This is a genomic window from Chitinophaga caseinilytica (assembly GCF_038396765.1).
In the GTDB taxonomy this organism is placed as follows: domain Bacteria; phylum Bacteroidota; class Bacteroidia; order Chitinophagales; family Chitinophagaceae; genus Chitinophaga; species Chitinophaga caseinilytica.
Genome location: NZ_CP150096.1, coordinates 922,849 through 948,233, shown reverse-complemented (window position 1 = coordinate 948,233; position 25,385 = coordinate 922,849). Strand labels below are relative to the sequence as shown.

General features: G+C 54.6%; 24 protein-coding genes. 11 read left to right on the top strand and 13 right to left on the bottom strand.

Features of this window, described 5'->3' with window-relative positions:
• Positions 1-27: 27 nt before the first annotated feature.
• From WJU22_RS04050 to rlmD, 5 genes are all read right to left on the bottom strand, one after another.
• The gene (locus tag WJU22_RS04050) at positions 28-1,098 is read right to left on the bottom strand and encodes an endonuclease/exonuclease/phosphatase family protein (RefSeq protein WP_341841993.1); all 1,071 of its coding nucleotides are present in this window, start codon (positions 1,096-1,098) and stop codon (positions 28-30) included.
• A 73-nt stretch (positions 1,099-1,171) separates the two neighbouring features.
• Positions 1,172-1,369, bottom strand: coding sequence for a DUF6576 domain-containing protein (locus tag WJU22_RS04045; protein ID WP_341841992.1), 198 nt, complete (start codon positions 1,367-1,369; stop codon positions 1,172-1,174).
• Entirely contained in the window at positions 1,353-2,114 is a 762-nt protein-coding gene (locus WJU22_RS04040) for a rhomboid family intramembrane serine protease (RefSeq protein WP_341841991.1), read from the bottom strand. Before WJU22_RS04040 ends, WJU22_RS04045 begins: the two co-directional genes overlap by 17 nt.
• A gap of 42 nt (positions 2,115-2,156) precedes the next feature.
• A complete protein-coding gene (locus WJU22_RS04035) occupies positions 2,157-2,981 on the bottom strand; it encodes a rhomboid family intramembrane serine protease (protein ID WP_341841990.1) in 825 nt (274 codons plus the stop codon).
• 59 nt (positions 2,982-3,040) lie between these two features.
• Positions 3,041-4,417 (bottom strand): 23S rRNA (uracil(1939)-C(5))-methyltransferase RlmD, encoded by a 1,377-nt coding sequence (gene rlmD, locus WJU22_RS04030; protein ID WP_341841989.1) that lies wholly within the window; start codon positions 4,415-4,417, stop codon positions 3,041-3,043.
• A 71-nt stretch (positions 4,418-4,488) separates the two neighbouring features.
• On the opposite strand from rlmD, the gene WJU22_RS04025 reads away from it, so the two are divergent.
• The 5 genes from WJU22_RS04025 (at position 4,489) to WJU22_RS04005 (ending at position 8,404) form a co-directional block, all read left to right on the top strand.
• The gene (locus tag WJU22_RS04025) at positions 4,489-5,232 is read left to right on the top strand and encodes a DUF4369 domain-containing protein (protein ID WP_341841988.1); all 744 of its coding nucleotides are present in this window, start codon (positions 4,489-4,491) and stop codon (positions 5,230-5,232) included.
• Positions 5,133-5,894: a TlpA disulfide reductase family protein gene (locus tag WJU22_RS04020; RefSeq protein WP_341841987.1), complete on the top strand. Its 762-nt coding sequence runs from the start codon at positions 5,133-5,135 to the stop codon at positions 5,892-5,894. Before WJU22_RS04025 ends, WJU22_RS04020 begins: the two co-directional genes overlap by 100 nt.
• Before the next feature lie 94 nt (positions 5,895-5,988).
• On the top strand, positions 5,989-6,687 hold the full coding sequence (locus tag WJU22_RS04015) for a porin family protein (protein WP_341841986.1): 699 nt from the start codon (positions 5,989-5,991) through the stop codon (positions 6,685-6,687).
• A gap of 81 nt (positions 6,688-6,768) precedes the next feature.
• Entirely contained in the window at positions 6,769-7,383 is a 615-nt protein-coding gene (locus WJU22_RS04010) for a porin family protein (RefSeq protein WP_341841985.1), read from the top strand.
• A gap of 319 nt (positions 7,384-7,702) precedes the next feature.
• Positions 7,703-8,404, top strand: coding sequence for a porin family protein (locus tag WJU22_RS04005; protein ID WP_341841984.1), 702 nt, complete (start codon positions 7,703-7,705; stop codon positions 8,402-8,404).
• Positions 8,405-8,607: 203 nt separating this feature from the next.
• Here WJU22_RS04005 and metF read toward each other — a convergent pair whose 3' ends face one another.
• Positions 8,608-9,561, bottom strand: coding sequence for a methylenetetrahydrofolate reductase [NAD(P)H] (metF, locus tag WJU22_RS04000; RefSeq protein WP_341841983.1), 954 nt, complete (start codon positions 9,559-9,561; stop codon positions 8,608-8,610).
• Positions 9,562-9,710: 149 nt separating this feature from the next.
• On the opposite strand from metF, the gene lptB reads away from it, so the two are divergent.
• The 5 genes from lptB (at position 9,711) to WJU22_RS03975 (ending at position 16,097) form a co-directional block, all read left to right on the top strand.
• Entirely contained in the window at positions 9,711-10,478 is a 768-nt protein-coding gene (lptB, locus tag WJU22_RS03995) for an LPS export ABC transporter ATP-binding protein (RefSeq protein WP_341841982.1), read from the top strand.
• Between the two features lie 29 nt (positions 10,479-10,507).
• A complete protein-coding gene (locus WJU22_RS03990) occupies positions 10,508-12,031 on the top strand; it encodes a GH3 auxin-responsive promoter family protein (RefSeq protein ID WP_341841981.1) in 1,524 nt (507 codons plus the stop codon).
• Between the two features lie 64 nt (positions 12,032-12,095).
• Complete coding sequence (gene fabG, locus WJU22_RS03985) at positions 12,096-12,845, top strand: 3-oxoacyl-[acyl-carrier-protein] reductase (RefSeq protein WP_341841980.1); 750 nt, start codon at positions 12,096-12,098, stop codon at positions 12,843-12,845.
• Positions 12,846-13,036: 191 nt separating this feature from the next.
• Entirely contained in the window at positions 13,037-14,560 is a 1,524-nt protein-coding gene (locus WJU22_RS03980; RefSeq protein ID WP_341841979.1) for a sulfatase, read from the top strand.
• A 7-nt stretch (positions 14,561-14,567) separates the two neighbouring features.
• On the top strand, positions 14,568-16,097 hold the full coding sequence (locus tag WJU22_RS03975) for a sulfatase (protein WP_341841978.1): 1,530 nt from the start codon (positions 14,568-14,570) through the stop codon (positions 16,095-16,097).
• Here the strand turns inward: WJU22_RS03975 and WJU22_RS03970 are convergent.
• On the bottom strand, positions 16,092-16,976 hold the full coding sequence (locus tag WJU22_RS03970) for an SMP-30/gluconolactonase/LRE family protein (RefSeq protein WP_341841977.1): 885 nt from the start codon (positions 16,974-16,976) through the stop codon (positions 16,092-16,094). The two genes, WJU22_RS03975 and WJU22_RS03970, sit on opposite strands and share 6 nt — an antisense overlap.
• 57 nt (positions 16,977-17,033) lie before the next feature.
• Here WJU22_RS03970 and WJU22_RS03965 point away from each other — a divergent pair, with 57 nt between their 5' ends.
• Entirely contained in the window at positions 17,034-18,083 is a 1,050-nt protein-coding gene (locus WJU22_RS03965; RefSeq protein WP_341841976.1) for a nucleoid-associated protein, read from the top strand.
• Positions 18,084-18,086: 3 nt separating this feature from the next.
• Here the strand turns inward: WJU22_RS03965 and WJU22_RS03960 are convergent, their stop codons facing one another.
• The 6 genes from WJU22_RS03960 to WJU22_RS03935 all read right to left on the bottom strand — a co-directional run bounded on the left by WJU22_RS03960 (position 18,087) and on the right by WJU22_RS03935 (position 25,370).
• Positions 18,087-19,547 carry a rhomboid family intramembrane serine protease gene (locus tag WJU22_RS03960; protein ID WP_341841975.1) on the bottom strand — a complete coding sequence of 487 codons (1,461 nt, stop codon included), beginning with the start codon at positions 19,545-19,547 and terminating at the stop codon, positions 18,087-18,089.
• Between the two features lie 60 nt (positions 19,548-19,607).
• A complete protein-coding gene (ricT, locus tag WJU22_RS03955) occupies positions 19,608-21,233 on the bottom strand; it encodes a regulatory iron-sulfur-containing complex subunit RicT (RefSeq protein ID WP_341841974.1) in 1,626 nt (541 codons plus the stop codon).
• Between the two features lie 254 nt (positions 21,234-21,487).
• On the bottom strand, positions 21,488-22,624 hold the full coding sequence (locus tag WJU22_RS03950; RefSeq protein WP_341841973.1) for a hypothetical protein: 1,137 nt from the start codon (positions 22,622-22,624) through the stop codon (positions 21,488-21,490).
• A 25-nt stretch (positions 22,625-22,649) separates the two neighbouring features.
• Positions 22,650-23,174 carry a glutathione peroxidase gene (locus WJU22_RS03945; protein ID WP_341841972.1) on the bottom strand — a complete coding sequence of 175 codons (525 nt, stop codon included), beginning with the start codon at positions 23,172-23,174 and terminating at the stop codon, positions 22,650-22,652.
• Positions 23,175-23,254: 80 nt separating this feature from the next.
• Positions 23,255-23,878: a recombination mediator RecR gene (gene recR, locus WJU22_RS03940; protein ID WP_341841971.1), complete on the bottom strand. Its 624-nt coding sequence runs from the start codon at positions 23,876-23,878 to the stop codon at positions 23,255-23,257.
• Between the two features lie 22 nt (positions 23,879-23,900).
• Complete coding sequence (locus tag WJU22_RS03935) at positions 23,901-25,370, bottom strand: Ig-like domain-containing domain (protein WP_341841970.1); 1,470 nt, start codon at positions 25,368-25,370, stop codon at positions 23,901-23,903.
• Positions 25,371-25,385: the final 15 nt, after the last annotated feature.

The following is a 25,385-nucleotide window of genomic DNA, read 5'->3' as shown; positions in this document are numbered from 1 at the left end:
TTCTCTTTATTGTGTGACGGGCCCGCTTTACCGGCGCAAAGATAAACGCGCTGAAAGGGGAAAATGTTGCAGCAGGCGGCTCCGGTATACTTTCACATCTTCCACCTGGAATCGCTCGTCGGGCAGCACGTAATCGATCCGCAAGGTGGGCGAGATGGAGGAGAAAGTCCTCCCCAGCCCGAATCCCCGTTCCAGCCAGGCGTCCTGCAGCCGGTTGCCGCGAACCGTGTGGTAGGTGTAAGACAGGGGAACGTCGTTGAAATCGCCCGTCACGATGACCGGTTCTGGTATTTTTTCCATTTCATCTTTCAGGATATTGGCCTGATGGGCGATGAGCCTTTTGGTGAGCCTTCTCCCGCTGAAGGGCAGGATGGCCCTGCGGAAATTGTACTGGTCGCTGTTGAGCTGGTACGACGCGAAGTGCGCCACCAGCAGGCCTACCGTATCGCCATGCACGAGGAGCCGCAGCCGCAGCAGGTCTTCATCGCGGCCATAACCACCTTTGAACGGGACGCGGGCGGAGTCGATAATGGGGAAGCGGGAAAAGACGATGGTGCCGTAATGCCAGGTTTTCCAGTTCACGAAATGCGGGGCGAAGTAATGGTAAGGATAATTGCCGGCTTCGCGGATGCGCTGGAGGTGCCGGTCGCGGTCGGGCCGGGAATTGGTGTAAAACTCCTCCATGCAAAGGATGTCTGGCGAAGCTTCGCGGAGTACTTCATCGATTTTGCGGACGATGGGCGAGTCGGTTTTATAATTTTTCAACCCCATGCTGGAGGAGTTGAAGGTCATGATGGTGAACGATTTCGCGGAGGCGTCCACATCGCCCCGGATGCCGCCGAATGCGAAATAGGGGATGATGCCGCGGATAGACAAAACCAGCGCCAGCAGCGGGATGCGCCAGTACGGGCGTTGCTTTTTCCACAACACGGCCATCAATATGATAACGATGACCCAGAGAACGGGAAATGCGAGGCCGGCGAAGCCAAAGGGCATATAATTTCTCGGCCTGAGGAGCGGCAGCCAGGCGGAGGCAACAAGCATCAGTGAAATGACGTAAGTCGCAATGCGAATGTTGAGGAGTCGGGATAACTTCATAACAGGCGATGGGGCATGGGATGTTGAACAGCTAAAATAATAAAGCTGCCGCGCATTTTCTGTAAAATCCGTGTTATTCTTCGTCGCGGCTGGCGCGGATGAGGATTTCGCGATCTTCGGGCGAGAGGCTTTCCATGCCCTGATCGTTGATCTTGTCGAGGATTTCGTTGATGCGGTGTTCCGGGACCTGGCCCACTTTTACGTAGGGCAGGGGCGTGGTGCGGGAAGGCGGCTCGGGGAAAGTGGCGCTTTCCTCAGCTTTGCGGCTCAACTTTTTTTGGATCGAAAATATGGGTGATGTTGTAGAAGAGGTCGAAAGATCTGTCGCCGAAGCGGCTGCCGTTCCGCAGCGCCAATGCGATAACAGCGCCGGCGATGGCGCCTCCGGCCATATAAGCCAGGTTGGTCATGCTGCCATCTCCCAGCGACACGGAAGCGATGTGCACCACGAGGAAAATCCCGAAGAAGATCCATACGGGCACCCCGCCGCGCCAGAGCTGAGGGAACACGCGGAGCCCCGGAGAAAGGAAGGTGATACCGGCGGCCATGGCCATCACGCCGGCGTGCGCGCCCATGATGCCGGAACCTGCGGTTACGGGCGGGAAAACGCCGGGCAGTAAATTAACGGCGGCCATATAAGTGGCGTATCCGGCGAAGCTGCCGAGCACGTAAACGACGGGTATCTGTTTGTATCCGGCGCGTTGTTGCAGGATGGTGCCGAACACAAAGAGCCAGACCATATTGCTGAAAATATCCCAGAATTCGAGATGCGCGAACATCGCCGTGAGCAGGGTCCACGGCTTGACAAGCAGGGTCCCCGGTGAGGCAGACACCATGGTGTTGGTCATGATATCACGAACGAAATGCGGCTCCTGGTACCCTTCCATGAAGAAAATGATCTTGATGAAGTACAGGAGGATGAATACGGTAATGTTCACTAGCAGAAGCTGGGTTACCATGTTCTTTTCTTCTCCGAGGGACAGGCCCGGGGTCCGCTCTTTTTCTGCTACTTCCATGGCACTGGTGTTTGTATGCAAAAATACGATTTTAAAAGGTTTTTAACTGCGGGGATCGCTTCGCTCGCCCCATATCTTCAGCAGGATGTAGGCGAAAAGCGCACCGCCCAGGTGCGCGAAATGCGCTACGTTATCCCCCGCCTGGTTCTTGAAACCGACATACAATTCCCACAGGATGTACCCGCCGATGAAATATTTAACCCGGATCGGGAAAGGAATGGGAATGATGAACAGTTGTTGGTTGGGGTACAGGTACCCGAAAGCCAGCAATACCCCAAAAACCGCACCGGATGCCCCTACCGTGGGAATATTTTTGATTTGTTCCACGAAAACGGACACGAAATGTTTGGTTTGCCAGACCAGTTGGTCTGAATCTGCGGGCAGCCGCTGCCATGCATCCACGAAGCTCTGCATCTCGTCGATCCCGTATTTGTCGACGATAACCCGGAAATTATCGAGCGTCGGATGATCGTAAAATGCCTGTGCGAGTTTGGAGAGCTGCATGTTCTCATACGTGAGCACGGATTCATGGCAAAGCGCCGCGCCGAGGCCGCAAATGAGATAGAAATTCAGGAAACGCTTCGGCCCCCAGCGGTTTTCGAGCGTGGAGCCGAACATCCAGAGGGCGAACATGTTCGAGAAAACATGGAGGAAATTGCTTTCGTCGTGCAGGAAAAGATGGGTGATGAACTGGTGCGGCCGGAAGTATTCGCTCCCCCAATACCGCAGCCCGAGATAATCGCTCAGCTTGAAGCCGTACATCTGCAACAGCGCCACCTGGGCCAGCCAGACAACGACGTTGATGATTAACAAATACTTGATGACCAGTGGTAAATACTGGAATTTTCCGGGTCTCATCTCACTCATGACCGTTACTTATTCGTGATGGTTACTGTCAATCTCTGTTACCTCTTCACGCTGCAATATTAATATCTGCGCTGCAGCAGCACTACGTTCTCGATGTGGTGGGTGTGCGGGAACATATCTACCGGTCTCACCCGTTCGATGGTATATTTTTCGGCCAGCAGGGCGAGGTCGCGCGCTTGCGTGGCGGGGTTGCAGGATACGTATACGATGCGCGGCGCCGCTACTTCGAGCAGTTTGGCCGTCAGTTTTTCGTGCATGCCTGCGCGCGGAGGGTCGGTAATGATCACGTCCGGCGCGCCATGGGCGGCAAAAAACGCATCGTCGGCAATGTCGATCACATCTCCCGCGAAAAATTCCGCATTCGTCACGTTATTCATGGCCGCATTCTCTTTCGCATCGGCGATGGCTTCGGGGATGAGCTCGATGCCCACTACCTTGCCCGCCTGCCGCGACACGAAAATCCCGATGCTGCCGGTACCGCAGTACAAATCGTACACCGTTTCCTTACCGGTCAGTCCCGCAAATTCGCGCGTCACTTTATACAGGGCTTCGCCCTGGAACGTATTGGTCTGGAAAAACGATTTCGGCCCGATCTTGAAGGTAAAATCCTCCAGTTTCTCTTCCACATATCCTTTGCCAAACCAGGTTTTCGGCTCGAGATCGAAGATACTGTCGTTTTTCTTCGGGTTGATGGTGTAAAGCAGGGTGGTGATGGCGGGAACCTGTTCCAGCAGGTGATCGAGGAGGCCTTTCAGGGCTTCGTCTTCATGATGGACCACGAGGTTGGCCATTACTTCGCCGGTGGAGCAGATGCGCAGTACGAGGTTGCGCAGCCATCCGGTTTGCTGGCGGATGTCGTAATAAGACAGGTCATGCTTTTCGGCATAAGCCCGGATGGTGTTCTTGATAAGGTTCGCCGGTTCTTCCATGAGGTGGCAGGTCTTGATATCCAGCACTTTATCGAAAAGGCGCGGAATATGGAAGCCGATGGCGTTGCGGCGGGGGATTTCTTCCCCTTTGGCCGGCATTTCCGCATCGGTCAGGTACGCCTTGTTGGAAAAGGTGAATTCCAGCTTGTTCCGGTAACGGCGGATGTGTTCCGCGCCCAGGATCGGTTCCAGGGGCGGGAATTCGAGGTGGCCGATGCGTTTGAGATTGTCTTCCACCTGTTGCTGTTTGTAAGCCATTTGCTGATCGTAGGGCAACATCTGCCATTTACAACCTCCGCAAATGCCGAAATGTTCACAGAAAGGCTCCGTTCGTTGATCGGAATAGCTCCGGATGTGGGTGGCTTTGCCTTCGGCCCAGTCTTTTTTGCTTTTCGACAGCCTTACGTCCACCACATCGCCGGGCACCACACCGCCCTCGATGAAGATCACCTTGCCGTCTACCCGGGCAAGGGCTTTGCCTTCCGCGGCATAGCCGGTTACGGGCACATTTTCAAGTACTACATTTTTTTCCTCACGGGTGCAAAGGTAGGACGGTTTTATTTACTTTTATTCCTCCTATGCAAAAACTGCTAACTCTCCTGCTCGGCTGCCTTTGCAGCACTTTATCCCTTCATGCGCAGGGCTACCAGATCACCGTCAGTTTCCGGAACCTGCCATCGGGCACCTTGTACCTCGGCCATTATATGGGCAAAACCACTTATGTAATGGATTCTGCGAAGATCAACGATCAGGGCACCGCCGTGCTCCAGGGCAAGGAAGCCCTTCCCGGCGGCATTTACCTCATCGTATTGCCCGGAAAGCAAAAGTATTTCGAGATTTTACTCGATAAAAAGCAGCAGTTCTCCATCCAGGCAGACACGGCCGACCTCCTGGCCAACACGGTTTTTACCGGCAGCCCGGACAATGCCATGTTCTCCGACTACAACAAATTCATCCTCCAGAATAGCCGCGAGCTGCAGGCCAAAGCCTCGGCCGCCCGCACCGCGGCAGACTCCGCGGCGCTCCGCCCCCTGTCAGACGCCTTCGGGAAGCAGCTCCAGGATTACCGGGCCAACGTCATTTCGAAACATCCCGCGTCGCTGCTGGCCGCTATTTTCAAAGCCATGCGCGAACCGCAGATACCCCCGTTCCCCGGCGCGCCGACGGAACGGCCGATTCCACCTATCCGTATTTCTATTATAAAGGACATTATTGGGACGATGTGGACCTGGGAGACGGGCGCCTCGTGCGCACGCCCATCCTCGAAGCCCGCCTCGATCGCTATTTCAAGCAGCTCGTGGCGCCAGTGCCCGATTCCGTGATCCTGGAGGCAGACAAAATCGTCGCCAAAACACGGAAAGACAAGGAATCTTTCAAGTTTGTGGTATGGTGGCTGACACATACCTATGAAACGAGCCCGGTCATGGGGATGGACGCGGTTTTCGTTCACCTCGTGGAAAAATATTACGTGACCGGGGAAGCGTTCTGGCTGAGCGACGAGCTGCGCGACAAGATCATCAGCCGCGCCTATACCATCGCACCGAACCTCATCGGGCAACAGGCGGCGCCGCTGGAATTGAAGGACACTTCCGCGCGGAAAACCAGCCTGTACGACATCAAATCCAAATACACCGTGATCGTTTTCTGGGACCCCACCTGCGGCCACTGCGTCACCGAAGTGCCGAAGCTCGACTCCGCCTGGAAGGCCAGCTGGAAAGATAAAGGGGTTACGATGCTGGGGGTGCGGACAGACGGCACGCGAGAAGAATGGACCAAATTCATCCGCGACAACAAAATGACCGGTTGGGTCCACGCCTGGGACCCCGAATACAAAACCAACTACCGTAAATTCTACGACGTATATGCCACACCGGTTGTCTACCTGCTCGATGAGCGGAAAAAAATCCTGGCCAAACGCCTCGGAGTATCCCAATTAGATGATTTTCTGAAACGGGAGACGGGAGGCGATAAACGAAAGCAGTAGACCATATGGTGTTGATTTTCAAAAAGTTGGAACGGCATTCGCAGGCTTTGGCACGTTCTTTGGAATTTACCTGTCATCACCAAAACTAATGGTTATGACGAAAAAGATGATGTTAACGTGTGTAGCGATCGGCATGTCGGTTGCTGCAATGGCCCAGGTAAGAGTAGGTGTAAAAGGCGGTTGGAACGTGGCAAACGTTTCAGACGCAAACAGCGGTTCGGTCGATAAAAGCCGTTCCCTGAATTCATTCCACATCGGCGCGATCGCGGACCTTCCGCTTTCTCCCGTCCTCTCTTTGCAGCCGGGCGTATTTTACACCGGCAAGGGCACAAAACTCGAACGTGGCGAGTCTGACGGCCTCAACTACTTCAAAACAACGACCGGCCCCCGTTACATAGAAGTTCCCGTAAACTTCGTAGGTAAAATCCCCGTTGGGCAAGACACCCGCGTTTTCCTCGGCGCCGGCCCGTATGCGGCATTCGGTGTAGGCGGTAAAAACAAATGGGAAGCCACCGTGGCCGGTATCAAAACTTCCGGCGAAAGCAATATCAAGTGGGACGACGATACCCCGTTCAACGACGGCGACCCCAACAAGGGATACGACAAATTCAAACGGTTCGACTATGGCGGTAACCTCCTCGCCGGTATCGAATACAAGAATTTCCTGCTGTCTGCCCAGTACGGCCTCGGCTTCGGTAAAATCCTTTCCGGGACAGACAACAGTTCCGACGATAAGGGTAAAAACCGGGTCTGGAGCTTTTCCGTCGGCTATATGCTCGGCCGCAGCAAGTAAACAATTTGATCGGGATGGCAGTTTATTAGTCAACACTTACATCCGTAAAGCAACATTTTCCTAAAACAACAAAAACATATCATGAAAAAAGTTCTCTTGTCCGTTGCAGCCATGCTGATGGCAGGCGCCACATTTGCCCAGGTTAAATTCGGGGTGGTGGCAGGACCGCAGTTTTCCAGCCAGACGTATAAATTGAACGGCAACAAGGAAACCAGCGATTTATTGACCGGTCTTCGTGGCGGTGTAACGGTAGATCTTCCGCTGGCCGACGAATTTGTTATCCAGCCGAGCCTGCTGTATTCCGGCAAGGGCGGTAAGGAGAAGAACGGGAATTTCGAGGGTAAGATGCGCATCCACTACCTGCAGCTGCCTGTCAACTTCATGTTCAAGCCGGAAGTAGGATCGGGTAACCTGTATCTCGGTGCCGGCCCTTACTTCGCTATGGGCCTGGGTGGTAAACTGGAAGGTCAGGCATTTGGCATCACGGGCAGCCGCGACATCGACTGGGACAATGACATCAAGCGCTTCGACGCGGGTGCCAACCTCCAGTTCGGGTACGAATTGCCCCAGGGCCTGAACTTCGGGCTGTATGCAGACCTGGGCCTGGTGAATATCCAGCAGAACGGTAACAGCGACAATTCCCGCCGCAACACTTCCTTCGGCGTGACCGTAGGTTACAAGTTCGCGGGCCGTTAAACGGAGCTTTCATCGCAACACTCAATATTTGAAAAGTCAGGCGTGGACCGGATCCATGCCTGGCTTTTTTTGTCGCCTATGCATTCACTATCAACGGTTCAGCGGCTAAAACGGCGCTTTGGGACACGAAAACGGGAATTTAAGTTAACAATTGGTTATTACGGATGTTTATACAATGAAACTCAATCTTCTTTGTAGTAGCTTGCGACCGCATTACAAAGGACAGTAGACGACGATTATAGGACCCCTAACCGAATTACGCTCCAATTTTTTCGATTATGCCAGCCTTAGGATCGTCGGGCCCCCTAAAACTATATCCATGAAGAGAGCTTTAATCGTGTGCATGCTCATGTATGTAACCCCCGTTGTATTTGGACAGGTTAGTATAGGCGTGAGAGGAGGGATGAACGCATCCAACATTGAATTCAGCGGAGATGCCGCCGACATTATCGGCAAAGGTTACATGGACCCGCTCTATGGCTGGCATGCCGACCTGATGCTGAACATCCCGTTAGCGAACAGGATTTACCTGCAGCCGTATTTCCGCTACATCCGGAAAGGCGCTACCATTCGCGATCAGCCCTGGCTGAAACCCGATGTTCCGGGGACGCTGGTTTCCAAAGGCCGGCGGATGGAACTGAATTATCTTGAATTACCGTTGAACATTGTGTATAAATTGCCCGTAGGAAAAGGTTACCTCACCGGCGGGCTGGGCCCCTACCTGGGTTATGGCCTCAGCGGCAGGTACACTTACCAGATCACGCGCGACGGGGAGGTGCAGAGCCATGAATACCGGAAAATACGGTTTTCGGGTGGCGGGGACGATGTGGACGTTATCCGGATGAACCGTTGGGACGCCGGTGCGCATTTTTCCGTAGGGTACGAGTTTTTCAGCTCGCTGACCATCGCGGCCAACTGCAATATCGGGATGAAAGATGTGGACCGCAGTGGTTTTACCCGTAGCCGCAACCAGTACGTGGGGCTTAGCGTGGGTTTCCTGTTCAACCGGGAAGATTATTAAGGGATTATCGATACCAGATAAAAAGAGGAGGAACCACCGTGCGGTGGTCCCTCCTCTTTTATTTTTTATCCCCGGGTAGGGGTAAGGTGAATGGCAGGCGTCATAATACCAAGCAATACATCACCAATAAGTTTTCTAAACAAAGGTGTGACAGTTATAGGGAAACACAGCCATTGCGTATCCACGCAATGGTTTTTCCATTTTTACTGGATGGCCGAAACCACCGCCTGTACCACTTTGGGTTTGCCGAGCGTGTAATAATGCAGCACGGGGATGCCGGCGGCCTTCAGTTCTTTCGACTGCTGGATGAGCCATTCGGTGCCTACCAGTTCTACGTCCTTATCGGTTTTGCATTTCACCACCTCGTTGGCGAACTCGTCGGGCATATCCACGTGGAAGATGCGCGGGAGCACGGTCAGTTGTTTTTTGGAGGTGAGGGGCTTGAGACCGGGGATGATGGGCACATTGATGCCGTTTTCGCGGCATTTGGCCACGAAATCGAAGAATTTTTTATTGTCGAAGAACATCTGGGTAACGATATAATCGGCCCCGCCGTCTACTTTTTTCTTCAGGTAGTTCATGTCGGTCTGCAGGTTGGGGGCTTCGAAATGTTTTTCGGGATAGCCGGCCACGCCGATGCAGAATTTGGTTTTGATGCCTCCCTGGAGGTCTTCTTCGAGGTACATGCCATTATTCATCTGAACCACCTGCTCGAGCAGTTCGAGGGCGTAGCGGTGGCCGTTGGGATGGGCTTCGAAGAAGGTTTCGTTCTTGGGCGCGTCTCCCCGGAGCACGAGCACATTGTCGATCCCGAGGAAGTTCAGGTCGATCAGGGCGTTTTCCGTCTCTTCCTTGGAGAAGCCGCCGCAGATGAGGTGGGGCACGGCGTCTACCTTATAATGGTTCATGAGCGCGGCGCAGATGCCCACGGTGCCGGGGCGCTTGCGGATCTCTACCTTGTCGAAACTCCCGTCCGCCCGCTTCTTGAACATATGCTCGCTGCGATGGTAAGTGACATTGATATATGCCGGCTTGAACTCCATCAGCGGGTCCAGGTGGTCCCAGATGGAGTCGATGCTTTTCCCTTTCAGCGGCGGCAGGATCTCGAAGGAGATCAGGGTGTCTTTCGCCTGGGCGATATGTTCGGTGACTTTCATTGTTGGTCTTTGCTTTTTTGAAGCCCCGCAAAAATAATATATCCCCCAATAAATAGCTAATAGCCAATAAATGGTTAAAATCCTTCATCTGATTGGCGTAAAACCCTTGTCCATTCGCTGATTTTATTATTTTTGCCGAGATTCTAACTATGGCATTAAGGATACATACCCAGCAATTGGTGAAACGCTACCGCAGCAGAACGGTGGTGAACCACGTTTCCGTGGAGGTGACGCAGGGCGAGATCGTAGGGCTGCTGGGCCCCAACGGTGCGGGCAAGACCACTACTTTCTATATGGTAGTGGGTTTGATCAAGCCGGACGAGGGCGAGGTATTCCTCAACGATCTGAACATTACCAAACTGCCCATGTACAAACGGGCCCAGATGGGCATCGGGTACCTGCCGCAGGAAGCCAGCGTTTTCCGCAAGCTCAGCGTGGAAGACAATATTTCCGCCGTCCTGGAAATGACGAAGCTGACCCGGGCGCAGCAGAAAGAGAAACTGGAAAGCCTCCTCAGCGAGTTCCGCCTCCAGCACGTCCGCAAAAGCCCCGGTGATGTTCTTTCCGGCGGCGAGCGGCGCCGTACCGAGATCGCAAGGGCGCTGGCCGTAGACCCCAAGTTCATCCTCCTCGATGAGCCCTTCGCCGGCATCGACCCCATCGCCGTGGAAGATATCCAGGGCATCGTGGCCAAACTCAAATACCGCAACATCGGCATCCTGATCACCGATCACAACGTACAGGAAACACTTTCCATCACCGACCGCGCATACCTCCTTTTCGAAGGCAAAATCCTCAAAGCCGGGTCTGCCGAAGAACTCGCGGAAGATGAACAGGTAAGAAAAGTGTATCTTGGCCAGAATTTCGTGCTCCGAAGGAAAGATTACCTCGACGAAGCAGCAAAACAAGTAGAATAACCTATAACAAAACCCTGCTATAAACCGGTATGAAGATATTAAGTCCAGCCCTGTCGCAATTGGCCAGACTACGGATGGGGCGCATAGAGCACTTTATGCAGTACCCCCTGCAGGTTCAGCAGCAGGTCTTCCAGAGCCTGCTGAGCGCCGCGCAGTACACCGAGTTCGGCAAACAGTACGGATTCTCCAAAATATATAAAGTCGAAGAGTTCAAGCAAAGAGTGCCCGTTCATTCCTACGAAACCATGAAGCCCTACATCCAGCGCGTCATGGAAGGAGAACAGAACGTCATCTGGAACACGCCCATCAAATGGTTCGCCAAATCCTCCGGGACCACCGCCGATAAAAGCAAATTCATCCCCGTATCCGTCGAAAGCCTCGACGAATGCCATTACCGCTCCGGCCGCGACGTGTTCTCGCTCTATTACAACAATTACCCGGACTCCGACGTGCTCACCGGCAAATCGCTCGTGATCGGCGGCAGCCACCAGGTCAACAAACTTTCCCCCGATTCCGACAGCTATTACGGCGACCTGAGCGCCGTTATGCTCCAGAATATGCCCTTTTACGGCAACCTCCTCCGCACGCCCGACCTCTCCATCGCCCTTATGGACGAATGGGAAGAAAAGATCGAACGGATGGCCAGCACCGTGATCCACGAAAATGTCACCAACATCGCCGGGGTACCAACCTGGACGATCGTGCTCATCAAACGGATCTTCGAGCTGACCGGGACAGACAACCTGGCCGACGTATGGCCGAACCTGGAAGTGTACATGCATGGCGGCGTGAGCTTCACACCGTACCGCGAGCAGTTCAAAAAACTCATCCGCAAGCCGGATATGAGCTACCTGGAATCGTACAACGCTTCGGAGGGCTTCTTCGCCGCGCAGGACGTGATCGGGCAGGAAGGGCTGCTCCTGTTCCTCCAGCATGGCATTTTCTACGAATTCATGCCGATGGAAGAGCTGGGAAAGGAATTCCCTCACACCCTGCAGCTGCACGAAGTGGAACTGGGCAAGAACTATGCGCTCGTGATCAGCACCAATGGCGGCCTCTGGCGCTACCTGGTGGGCGATACCGTGCAGTTCGTATCCCTCGCGCCCTACCGCATCAGGGTGAGCGGGCGCACGAAGTCTTTTATCAATGCATTCGGGGAAGAACTGATCGTCGACAATTCGGACAAGGCCATCGCCGAAGCGGCCGCCGCAACAGGCGCCGTGGTGAACGATTATACGGCTGCGCCGATCTATTTCAGTGACGGCGATTGCGGTGGGCACGAATGGCTCGTCGAGTTCGAGCAGCAGCCCGAAAGCCTCGACGCGTTTATCGACATCCTCGACCGCTCCCTTAAAACCATCAATTCCGATTACGAAGCCAAACGGCATAAAGACATGGCGCTGCGCCGGCCCACGATGCACGCCCTCAAGCCGGGGACCTTCACGGAATGGCTGAAAAGCAAGGGCAAACTGGGCGGACAGCACAAAGTGCCACGCCTCAACAACGAAAGGAATGTGCTGGAAGAAATTCTCCGGTTTATTGAAAAACAATAGGGAAAGGTGTAATTTTCAATACCTTCACTCATCATCAGACTAAAGTTAAAACTACACAGTTACAATGAAATTACTGGACAACAAAGTAGCCATCGTTACAGGTGCCAGCCGTGGGATCGGTGAAGCGATCGCGCTGAAGTTCGCCGAACAGGGCGCACATGTCGCCTTTACGTATGTAAGCTCCGATGAAAAAGCCAAAGCGCTCGAAGCCAAGCTGCAGGCGCTCGGCGTGAAAGCAAAAGCATACAAAAGCAACGCCGGCGTGTTCGAAGAATGCGAAGCGCTGGTAAACGATGTGGTGAAAGAGTTCGGCACTGTTGATATTTGCGTGAACAACGCCGGTATATCCAAAGACAACCTGATCCTCCGCATGAGCCCCGAGCAGTGGGACGAGGTGATGGACGTAAACCTGAAAAGCGTATTCAATATGACGAAGCTGGTGGTGCGCCCGATGATGAAAGCCAAAAAAGGCAGCATCATCAACATGAGCTCCATCATCGGTATCAAAGGCAACGCGGGCCAGAGCAGCTACGCGGCTTCCAAAGCAGGGATCATCGGTTTCTCGAAATCCATCGCGCAGGAGCTGGGCAGCCGCAACGTTCGCGTAAACTCCGTGGCACCGGGCTTCATCGAAACCGATATGACCCATTACCTGAAAGACGGCGAAGGCGCCAAAGCTTACCTCGACAAAATTCCCCTGGGTAAATTCGGCTCCACCGAAGATATCGCCAACGTTTGCCTCTTCCTCGCTTCCGACATGAGCGCCTACGTAACCGGCCAGACCTTGAGCGTTTGCGGCGGTCTTAATACCTGATAATCAATCATTTGAAATATGATGAAGGCGGATCCGGAAGGGTCCGCTTTTTTTGTCGGCAGATGAATGCGGCAGAAAATGAGGAAAATTGCGGGAACAGGGATTATATTGGTGGACGGAAATCCGCTGGTGCCAGACATCCCGCGGACAGATATTGTATGTATGAGATAGCGAATCCTTAAGAACGAACCATGAAACTATTGAATATCACCCTCCTCGCCGGACTGCTGCTCCCGGCGATGGCGCAGGCGCAACAACGGCCGAACATCATCGTATTCCTCGTCGATGATATGGGCTGGATGGATACGTCGCTCCCTTTGGGCGACAGCACTTATCCGCTGAATAAACGTTACCACACACCGAATATGGAAAGGCTGGCGGCCGACGGGATGAAATTCTCCCAGGCATACGCCACGCCGGTATGCACGCCCACGCGCGTAAGCCTCATGACCGGCATGAACGCCGCGCGGCACCGTGTCACCAACTGGACATCGCCGGTGAAAGACCGGCCGACGGACCGGCCAGACGATCAGTTCGGGCCGCTGGACTGGAACATCAACGGTTGCAGCCCTGTGGCGGGGATTCCCGGTTCCGTGTATGCCACACCGTTGCCGCAGCTGCTCCGCGATGCGGGATATTTCACGGTGCACATCGGCAAAGCGCACTGGGGCTCGCAGGGCACGCCCGGCGCCAATCCGTATAACTTTGGTTTTACCGTGAATGTGGGCGGCCATGCGGCGGGGCATCCGCAGAGTTACCAGGGTAGGGAAAATTACGGGAACCTCCCCGGCAAAGCGAGCGCACAGGCCGTTCCGGACCTCGAGGAATATTGGGGCACGGAAACTTTCCTCACGGAAGCCCTCACGGTGGAAGCGATCAAATCCATCGAAACGCCCGTCAAAACCAAACAGCCTTTCTTCCTCCACCTCGGCCATTACGCCGTTCACGACCCCATCCAGGGCGATAAGCGTTTCCTGCAGCGTTACCTCGACGCCGGGCTGGATACGATCGAGGCGCGATATGCGTCGCTGTTGGAAGGAATGGACAAAAGTTTGGGCGATATCATGGATTATCTCCGGAAAAAGAACATCGACAAGCAAACGGTGATTATTTTTATGAGCGACAACGGCGGCCTCAGCTATTCGCCCCCGCGCGGCGGTCCTTCGCATACGCAAAACCTGCCCCTGAAAGCCGGGAAAGGGTCTATGTACGAAGGCGGCATCCGCGAGCCGATGATCGTGAAATGGCCGGGCGTGACCCAAGCCGGATCGATGACGAAGCAATATGTGATGATCGAAGATTTTTTCCCGACGATACTCGCCATGGCCGGCGTTCGGCAGTATAAAACGGTGCAGCCGGTAGACGGAAAGAGTTTCGTGAACGTACTGCAAAACCCCCGTTCCGCCGACTCCACGCGAACACTGGTGTGGCATTTTCCGAACAAATGGCAGCCGCAGGACGGGCCGGGGATCAATTACAAATCCGCCGTGCGCCAGGGCCGCTGGAAAATGATCTACAACATGCGCGACGGAAAAAAGGAATTGTACGACATCGAAGCCGATCTTCGCGAATCGAACGATCTTTCCGCCGCCAACCCCGCAAAGGTGAAAGCCCTTTCCGCATTGCTGTCTGACCGGCTGCGCGAATGGAAAGCGCAGATGCCGCCGCTGAAAAACTCCGGGAAAGCCGCGCCTTTCCCCGACGAAACCGAATAACTCGAATATGCAGATACAACGACTGGCTGCCGCTGCGGCCCTGTTGCTGGGGCTTTCCGGCACGGCAATGGCGCAGCGCAAGCCCAACATCATCCTCATCGTTTCCGACGACCACGCCTTCCAGGCCATCGGCGCCTACGGTGGGCAGGATGCACGAACGCCCAACATCGACCGCATCGCGCGGGAAGGCGTGAAATTCAACCGCGCCTACGTCACCAATTCCATCTGCGGGCCCAGCCGCGCGGTAATCCTGACGGGCAAGCACAGCCACCGCAACGGGTTTAAGGATAACGAGCATTCCCGGTTCGACGGCAGCCAGAACACTTTCATCAAAGAGCTCGGCAAAATCGGCTACAATACCGCGTGGATCGGGAAGTGGCACCTGGAAACCCAGCCACAGGGGTTCTCGTACTGGCAGGTGCTCCCCGGGCAAGGGTCCTATTACAACCCGGATTTCCTTATGATGGACGGATCGAAGAAAAGATTCGACGGATATGTCACCAACGTCATCGAAGACGAAGCCGAAAAATGGCTCGACAGGCGCGATACCACACAGCCTTTCTGTTTGGTTATCGGCCACAAAGCCACCCATCGCACCTGGATCCCCGACACCACCGACATGGGCGCCTACGAAAACACGACGTTCAACCTCCCTGCGAATTTCTCCGATAAATATGAAGGCCGGAAAGCCGCTGCCGTTCAGGAAATGAGCGTATCGAAATCCATGATCATGGGCTACGATCTCAAAATGTTCGGAGACAGCGCCGAAGCCAGCCGCGACGGCAACATCAAACGCATGAACCCCGCACAGCGCGCGAAGTTCGACGCTTTCTACGGCCCCATTTCCGACGGGCTCAAAACCGTCCGTTTTACCGAAGAAGGTTTCGCACAGTGGAAATTCCAGCGGTACATGCGCGATTACATGAGCACCGCGCTTTCGCTCGACCGCAACATCGGCCGCACGCTCGCTTACCTCGACCGCCACGGGCTTACGGATAACACCATCGTGATTTATATGTCCGACCAGGGTTTCTATCTCGGGGAGCACGGCTGGTTCGACAAGCGGTTCATGTACGAAGAGTCTTTCCGCACGCCCATGGTGATGCGTTACCCCGGCGCCGCGAAGCCCGGTTCCGTCAACAACGATTTCGTCATGAACCTCGACATTGCGCCTACGTTATTGCAGGCCGCCGGCGCGAAAATTCCCGTGGATATGCAGGGCGCATCTTTCCTGCCGAGGCTTTCGGGGAAAGGGAAATCCCGCAGGGCGATGTATTACCATTATTATGAAAACGGCGAGCACGCGGTGTCTCCGCACTTCGGGGTGCGCACGGAGCGGTACAAGCTCATCCGGTTCTACAAGCGTGTGGAAAGCTGGGAATTGTACGATCTGAAGAAAGACCCCTCAGAAATGAAGAACCTTTACGGTCAGAAGAAATACCAGAAAATCCAGGCGAAACTGGTGGCCGAGCTTCAAAACGAGATCGGCCACTATGGCGATACAGATGCCATGGCCATCATGCGGAAAGGTTTATAAGCCTTTGCCGGGAATCTCCGCACGGAAGTATTCCATGCATTTGCGATCCTGCAGCGTCACGTACACGGTACGGCCATCGTGCCCGCCGAATACGAGATTGCTGCAGGATTTTCCTTTCAGGGGAATTTCCCGGTAGATTTCGCCCTCCGGCGTGATCATGACGATCGTGCCTTTGCCGTAGCGGGTTACGTAAAGATTGCCTTCCCGGTCGGTCTTCATCCCGTCGAACCCGAAATCGGGGAACTCGGCGAAAAGGCGTTTGTTGGAAATATTGCCTTCGGCGCTGATATCGAATTGCCAGATTTTGCGCTGCACGCTTTCGTTGACGTAGAGCGTTTTTTCGTCGGGACTCAGGCAGATGCCGTTGGTAGTGCCCATGTTGCCATCGAGCAGGGTGGGGGTGCCATCGGTATCGATGCGCCAGATCTGGCCGGTACCGGCTTTCCAGTTGGGATCGGAGGCGAAGAGTTGTCCTTTCCCGTTGATGCAGAAATCGTTGGGCTGGTTGAAACGGTCTGAATGGCAGAAAACGCTGATATTCCGGGTTTTCATGTTCACTTTCAATATGTTATGACCGATAAAGTCGGCCAGCAGCATATTCCCGGACTTGTCGAAAACGATGCTGTTGGCGATGCTGCTGTCTGGCAGGGTCACGAACACATTGCCGCGGCCCGTAACGGTGCTGATGAGGCCCACGGTGCCGTCGTGCTTGAAATTCACCACGTACAGCTGGCCACGGGCGTCGAAATTCGGGCCTTCGATATTGGTGGAAAACATGTTTTCCTTCGTAAGGTCGCGGGCAACGTAGGGGATCTGGGCTTTCTGGCCGAGGGCCACGGTGGCAGACAGTGTCAATAGCGCAGTGATCAGGCGTTTCATACCGGTAAATTAATTTTTTTGACGGAAAATGGGAAATGCCCCTAATTTGCAGCCCGTATGATTCACGTATCGGATATCAAAGACCTGGAACTGCTCACGATCCATAAGGTGGGCAACGGCAATAACGACGAGCCCCTCGTGCTTTCGCAGCAACCGCTCGAACTGCAGGACGAAACCATCGGCACCCTGCTCCTCAGCTACTTCATCCAGCCATTCGCCAACATGGCCGAATATTTCCGCTTCACCCACGAAGCCGATATCCAGCTCAATGAAGTGTACAAATACTGCAGCCTCATCTTCGAAAATAAAGACAACTTCCAGGAACAGTCCGTCAACATCGCCAAACACCTCTACAAACATTCCACCCACCCCAAAATCAAGGGCGGGGAACTGTACATCACCCATTTCTCGAAATGCCAGGTAGACGGCGAAGAGGTGGAAGCGATCGGGATTTTCAAGTCGGAAACCCGCGATACCTACCTGAAAGTGTTCCTCAACGACGAAAACTACCAACTGAATTACGACGACGGTATCAACATCAACAAACTCGATAAAGGCTGCCTCGTTTTCAATATCGAGTCGGAAGAAGGGTTCAAGGTCAGCATCGTAGACAGCAACAGCAAACAGGAGGCCGTGTACTGGAAAGACGCGTTCCTGCAGGTGGAGCGCCGCGCAGACAGCTACCATCAAACCGAAACGATGGTTGACCTTTGCCAGCAGTTCATCCAGAAAAAACTGCCGGAAGAGTTCGAAATGAACCGGATCGACCAGATCGAGCTACTGAAAAAATCCGCCACCTATTTCAAAGAGAAGGAAGAATTCAAAATGGAGGAATTTGCGGAGGAAGTGCTTGGCCACCCCGATGCCGTAGACGCCTTCCGCGAGTACCGCGATCATTACCGCGACGAATACAAGCTCGACGTGCCCGACGAATTCGAGATCAGCAACCCGGCTTTCAAAAAAGGCCAGAAATTCTTCAAAAGCATCCTCAAGCTCGACCGCAACTTTCACGTGTATGTGCACGGCAACCGCGAAATGATCGAGCGGGGCTACGACGAAGAGCGGAGCATGAATTACTACAAATTGTATTTCGAGGAAGAGAAGTAATCGCTAGTAATCCAGCTGCTGCTGGAGGCTGTCGAGTTGCTTGAGCGCGCGGAGGATCTCCGTGTCGTAGGGGTTTTTTCCTTCAGACAGCGTTTTATAATTCCAGACGAACAATTGTTTCTGCGTGGTGTAAATCTTGCGCAGGATGCGGTTCTGCCTGCGGGAATCCTGTGCCAGGTGGAGTTTGTCGACCTCGTCCATAATGCGCAGGTTTTCGTCCATATAATAAATGGCGTAATTCTTCAGCCATTTCATCCTTTCCTCGTTGGTGCGGGCGGTATAGGCGCCGGAAGCCATGAGGTAATTCTCGTCCATTTTGGTCCTTTTTTCCAGGTAAACATTCACATCGCGCGGGGCAAGGAAATACGCGGCGGAGAAGATGGCCCCGCAAACGGCCAGTCCCAGCACGGTGAAGCCCGTTTTCCGGTTCGCGGAAGCGGTGGGGCGCAGGCCGGGAAGCCATAAAAGTCCCATGAGCAATCCGCAGAACAGTCCGCCGAAATGCGCGGCATGGTCGTAATTGGTGGAAAAGAAGATGGAAGCGAGGTTCATGACGAGATAAATCCCGATGCTGACGAGCAGGGCTTTCCGCTCGCGCGGCTCGATGAATTTATGCAGCAGCAGGGCGAGGATGAACCCGAACAGCCCGAAAACGGAAGCGGATGCGCCGAGGGAAGGCGTGATATCGTACCACCAAAGCCCGGCGAGGGCGCCGCCGATGCCGGTGAGGAGATAAACGAGGGCGAACCGGGCCCTTCCGAGGAGGGGCTCCAGGTAAATGCCGCACATCATCACCGCGTACATATTAAAGAACAGATGGAAGCCGTTGGCATGGAGGAACCCGGCCGAAACCAGCCTCCATGGCTCACCGAAGAGCGTGAGCGGCTTGTAGTTGGCGCCCACGGCGTTGAGTGCTTCGCCGGCGGGCGTCCAGCCGCTGCTTTGCGGGAACAGCCATTTGTTGGTGGTAATGAGGAAGATGAGGGCGTTGAGGACGATGAGGATCGGTGTCACGAAATAGCCTTTCACCGGCTTGAACACCTGCGTGAAACCGTTCACGACCCTTCGGCTCCGCGTGAGGTGGACCGTTTCCCCTTCCGGACGGATGAGGTGCCGGCGCTCGAGGATCGCTGCTTCCAGTTCTTCCGGTGCAATGGCGGCGTCGATGGAATGGAGCGCCCTCAGCAGGCGGATCACGTTCTGGCGGTTGCGCCCGAAATCGAGGACCTGCACGCCGGTAGATACGCTGAACAGTTCGATCTCTTCCTGGGAGAAGTCGATGCTGACCTGTTCGTTCCACGATTTAAGGCTGAAGTGGGTGAAAGCGGTGAGGCTATCGGGGGTAGCGGTGCCTACTTCCCATTCGAGGCTTTCGGCGGCGAGCCAGAAAAGGACGAGCCGTTCCTCCGTGCTGCGGTGGGAGAGAGAAGCGTAGGTGCTATATCGGGGTGGGAATCCGATCATGGTACAATAAAGAGAGACGCACCGGAATGCGTCTCTCTTGTATACGAAGTTACTCGAAAATTATTGATTGTTTTCGGGCCTCGGCTCGCGGGGTTCCCTGGGCTTTTGATCGCCGCCACGGTTTTCGCGGGGCTCTCTTGGCTTTTGGTCGCCACGGGGCTCGCGCGGTTCGCGGGGTTTTTGTTCCCCACCGCGGTTTTCGCGGGGCTCACGGGGCTTTTGATCGCCGCGGGGCTCCCCGGGCTTTTGGTCTCCGCCGCGGTTTTCGCGGGGTTCTCTTGGCTTTTGGTCGCCACGGGGCTCACGAGGTTCGCGGGGTTTTTGATCGCCGCCGCGGTTTTCGCGGGGTTCCCTGGGTTTCTGGTCGCCACGGTTTTCGCGGGGCTCACGGGGTTCCCTGGGTTTTTGATCGCCGCCGCGATTGTCGGGCCGTTGTTCGCGAGGTTTCTGATCACCGCGGTTTTCGCGTGGCTTTTGGTCGCCGCCGCGGTTATCGGGCCGTTGTTCACGGGGTTTCTGATCGCCGCCGCGGTTGTCCGGCCTGGGCTCGCGGGGTTTCTGGTCTCCGCGGTTTTCGCGTGGCTTTTGGTCTCCGCCGCGATTGTCGGGCCGTTGTTCACGGGGTTTCTGATCGCCACCCTTGCCTTTGTTCTCCTTCTGCTGCTGCTGTTCCTTCTGCTTTTCGCGGCTTTTGGCCTTGCGCTTCTGGGACGCTTTTTCGAGGGAGCGGAGACTGATCTGGCCTACCACGTCGGCAAACCCGAGATCGGCTTCCTTATTCGGCTTGGACGATACCACTTCCACCGCCTTCAGCTCATCCGGACGGATGCCCTGGGTATTGAGCTGGCGGATTTCCTTCACACGGGTGATGGTGAGGGGGTATTGTTTGTTGCTGTTGTCATAGGAGTACCACATCAGGTTCTTGAAGATGTCCCTTTTCTGCAGCGAGGCTTTGCCTGTGGAGGTTTCGATCACATCGCAATCGTCGGGGAAATCTTTCAGGGCGTCGAGGTAGGTATCCAGTTCGTAGTTGAGGCAGCATTTCAGACGGCCGCACTGGCCGGAAAGCTTCGCCTGGTTGATGGAGAGGTTTTGGTAACGGGCTGCAGTCGTGTTCACCGATTTGAAATCGGTCAGCCAGGTGGAGCAGCACAATTCGCGGCCGCAAGAGCCGATACCACCTACTTTCCCTGCTTCCTGGCGGGCGCCGATCTGGCGCATTTCCACCTTCACACGGAATTCGGAGGCATACACTTTAATAAGTTCACGGAAATCGACACGGTCGTCTGCCGTGTAGAAGAACGTCGCTTTCCGGCCATCTGCCTGGATTTCCACTTCTGCGAGCTTCATTTCCAGGCCGAGGTTGCGGGCGATGGCGCGTGCCTTGATCAGCGCGTCCCGCTCACGGTTTTTGTTCTCAGACATGCGGTGCATATCGTCGTTAGACGCGCGGCGGAGTACCTTTTTCACTTCGGGCGTATCTTCGACCCGTCTCTTCTTCATCTGCAACTTCACCAGTTCGCCGGTGAGGTTGACCATGCCTACGTCAAAACCGCTGATCCCTTCCACTGCCACCATTTCGCCCTTCTCGAACTGTTGTTTGGTGGAATTTCTGAAGAAATCTTTGCGACTACCGTTATTAAAACTTACTTCTAAAATATCGAATGGTGCTAAACTATCACTCAAGGGAATATTGGAAAGCCAGTCGAAGACGTTGAGGCGGTTACATCCGCCACTGCTACAGCCTCCATTGCTCTTGCATCCCGTCGGCTTCCCCTCTGCACCCGTACCACATCCGGCACAAGCCATATTATTCGGTTTATTAATTTAAAAAATGTTGATCCCTGGTACCCCAGGTCACTAAAAGTACATATTAACTTCCAGATTCAAAAGGGCGTATAGGGAAATAGCCGGACAAAGGTACGTTAAATAGTTGACAGCTAAACAGGCAGCGGACGGCCCTTAAAGACGTATTGAAGCCTGATGGAGAGCGCGTGGAACAGGATTTTCCCGTTAGCATTCCGCTCGATGTGATAGTACGCATTGTCCAGTTCTTCCATAATCTGGCCCATTTGCCCGAGGTTGGCCAGTTTTTTCAGTTTTTCCGCGAAATCGATCTCTTCCTGTGTGAAAGCGAGCTGCGAGGGGTCCATATATTGAACGCGGAGACTGTGCTCCAGCACGTTGATGAAGTACCGGATGAACTGCTTCTGGTTTTCGCGGCCCATTTTGGCGCTGGCCATATTGTCTACCCACTCCTGGAGCCCCGCCCTGTTTTGCATGAAGATGGCATTCAGCCAGTTACGCAAAAGTTCGTGGTAGTCGTTGTCGGAATGGTTGAGCAATTGCACCGCTTCGCGATAATTCCCCGACGCGATCGTGGCGATCTGGCGGGCGCGCGTTTCGGGAACGGCGTTCCGCTGAGTGAGGGCTTTCACGATCTCTTCTTTCGGCAGCGGATTGATCTTGATGAGCTGCGTTCTCGACAGGATGGTCGCCAAAATCTGCTCCTGGTTTTCCGCCACGAGGATGAAAACCGTATTGGCCGGCGGTTCCTCGATGAGCTTCAGCAGGCGGTTGCCCTCGTTCCCGAGGTATTCCGGCATCCACATGAGCAATATCTTGAAAGGGCTTTCGAAGCTTTTCAGGTTCAGTTTCCGGATGATGTCCTGGCATTCGTGGGCCGTAATATTGCCCTGTTTGTTCTCCGCCCCGATGAACTGCAACCAGTCGTACGCGTTGCCATACGGCTGTTGCGCCACAAATTCGCGCCACTCGGCGGCGTAATCGGTGCTGACCGGTTTGTCGCCCGATTTGCGGGGGATGACGGGGTAGGAGAAATGAATGTCGGGATGGATATACTTCCGTGCTTTCACACAGGCGGAACACTGGCCGCAGGAATCGTGCCCCTGGCGGTCCTCACATACGAGGTATTGCGCAAAGGCCAGGCCCATGGGCAGCCCGCCCGCACCTTCGGGGGCCAGCATGATCATGGCGTGGCTGAGCCGGTTGTTCTCAACCGCATGCAAAATCTGGTCGCGCGTGGCTTCCTGTCCGATGATATCCGCGAAAAACATGGCGGTAAAAATACGGGATAATTGGTTATTTCCCTTCGATCGCGGCGGTCACTTCCGGACTAAAAACCGAAGTACGCGGTTTGAAAACGGCGATCAGTTCCCCCTTTTCGTTCAGCAGGTACTTCTGGAAGTTCCAGGTCACCTCTTCCGGGGCGAGCTGTTTGGCTTTCGCTTCTTCCGTCAGCCATTTGTAGATCGGGTGGATGTCTGACCCCTTTACGGAAATTTTCGCCGCCATGGGGAAGGTTACGGCGTATTCCTTCGTGCAGAATGCCTTGATCTCGGCGTTAGAGCCGGGTTCCTGGCCGCCGAAGTTGTTGGCGGGGAAGCCCACGATCACCAGTTTGCCGTGGTATTGCTTGTACAGCTTTTCCAGCTCGGCATATTGCGGCGTATTCCCGCATGCCGACGCGGTGTTGACGATCAGGATCTTTTTACCCTTGTATTTCGAGAAATCGATCTTGCCGCCTTCGATGGCGTCTACCTTAAAATCATACACATTCCCGAAAAGGAAGGGGAAAAGTGCGGAAAGCAGAAATATCTTGAACATGTTCAGACAGTTTTGAGGGATGGTTTAAAAACTCGGTGTTGTCTATCCAAATATACGTTTCAACGCACAAAAATCAAGCCCTATTTACCTTGCTGCAGGTAGTTGTCGAGCGGGAGGCGGTTGGTGAGCGACCGGGCGAGCGTCATTTCGTCGGCATATTCCAGTTCACCGCCGAAAGCGATCCCCCGGGCGATGGTGGTCACTTTCACGGGATAATCCTTCAACTTTTTCGATAAGTAATAGATGGTCGTATCCCCTTCGATGGTAGGGCTCAGGGCCATAATGACCTCTTCCACCCCGTCCCGCTGCACCCGCTCCACGAGGGAATGGATCTGCAACTGGTCTGGCCCTATCCCGTCGATCGGCGAAATAATGCCCCCCAGCACATGGTACACACCGTTGAATTGCTGGGTATTTTCAATAGCGATCACATCGCGGATGGATTCCACGACGCACACTACTTTATGGTTGCGGGAAGCGTTGGCGCAAATGGTACAGGTATCTTCGTCGGAAACGTTATGGCAGGTTGTGCAGAACTTGATCTGCCGGCGCATTTTGGCGATGGCCTCCGCAAACAGTTCCACCTGGGCCGTATCCTGCTTCAGCAGGTGCAGCACCAGCCGTAAAGCCGTTTTCTTGCCCACGCCCGGCAGCCGCGCAAACTCGCTGACTGCATTTTCTATCAATGCGGAAGAGAAGATCATACGGCAAAATTACGGATATTGACTATAGTTTGACGTTAGTGGGGACCGTCCAGTTCTTTTTAACGTTGATGGGATCTTTAAAGGTAAACACCGTTTCGGGCTGCTTTTTCGGGTTGCGGTAATAAATGCCCGTATCCCAGCGCCCGTTGAAGTTCCGGTCCACGATCACGCGGATTTCGTACTCCCCGGGCTGGATGAGCCCGCGTTCCCATTTACCGTTTTTCACCACGCCGGTATATTTCACTTCCTTTCCGCCCTGCACCAGCTGCACCACGAACTGGTAACCGCTGTCGCTTTCAGGGAGGATGTGGCGGGCGCTGTCGCTCACGCTGAGGTTCACGGTCACGGTGCCGTAATCGTCCAGCTGCTTGGCTTCGAAACGGACGGTATCCGCCTTCGCCGTTTGCAGCCCGGTGGTATCAGTGGCGAAACCGGCGGGGAGGATCAGCTGGTAAGGCTTGCCGGGTTTCCAGTTATACGACATTTTGAACTGCTTCATGGTAGTATCGGCCACGGTCAGCCCGAAGCGCACGCGCTGGAGGGTCGTATCTTCCAGCAGCGAAATGGCGGAAGAATCGAGGCTGCGGATGGGGAAGTTGAAAGACAGGGTAAGACTGTCGCCCAGTTCCTGGCGCCCGCCGCTGAGCTCGGCGCTCGCGATCAGTTTGGGTTTCTTCTTGTCGTCTTTCTTCTTTTCTTCCTGTTGCGGCTGTGCTTCTTCCGGCACTGTCAGGTCATCGTATTTCGGCCGGAGCGAATCCGGCTCCTTGAAGAGCGACATATTCACGTCCGCCATATTTTCCGACAGGTCGAGCGGCGCATCGTAATAGGCGATGAGCTCGTCGGCTTCCGTATATTGGAAATCGCGGTTTTCTTCTTTCAGGGCGAAAATCCTGTAAGTGCCCGGCTTGAGGTTCTTGAACCGGAACGTACCGTTGCCTTTGGTTTTGGCCAGGTACAGGGGTTTTTCCTTAGACACCACGGAGTCTTCCGTGATATTGGAATACAGCATCACGGCCACGTTACTGTCTGGCTTGCCGGTTTCGGCGATGAGGATGGTGCCCGACAGGGTGATGGAGTCGAGGTAATCGCCGGTAGACACCACGTACTGGAAATCTTCGATCGGGTTGCGCTCGTTCACGTCCTTCACGGCGTCTCCCAGGTTGAAGGTGTAAGTGGTATTGGGTTGGAGGGAATCCTTGATCACCATGGTCACCGTGCGCAGCTTGGCGGTGATCACGGGCGTGCGCTTCAGCGTGGGCGACACGATGAGCTTTTCCAGCACATTGTCCAGCTCCACATATTCATCGAACCGGAACGTAACGCGCTGTTCATTGAAATTGAGAGTGGAATCGGGCGGGGAAACGGACAGGACCCTCGGCGCCAGCGTATCCCGCGGCCCGCCGCCGGGCGGCACGATGTTGGCGCAGCCGGAAAAAAGATAGCCGCAAGCCAAGAGTACGATCCAAAAGCCACGCATTATATGATTCATGATTCCTTTTCGCTG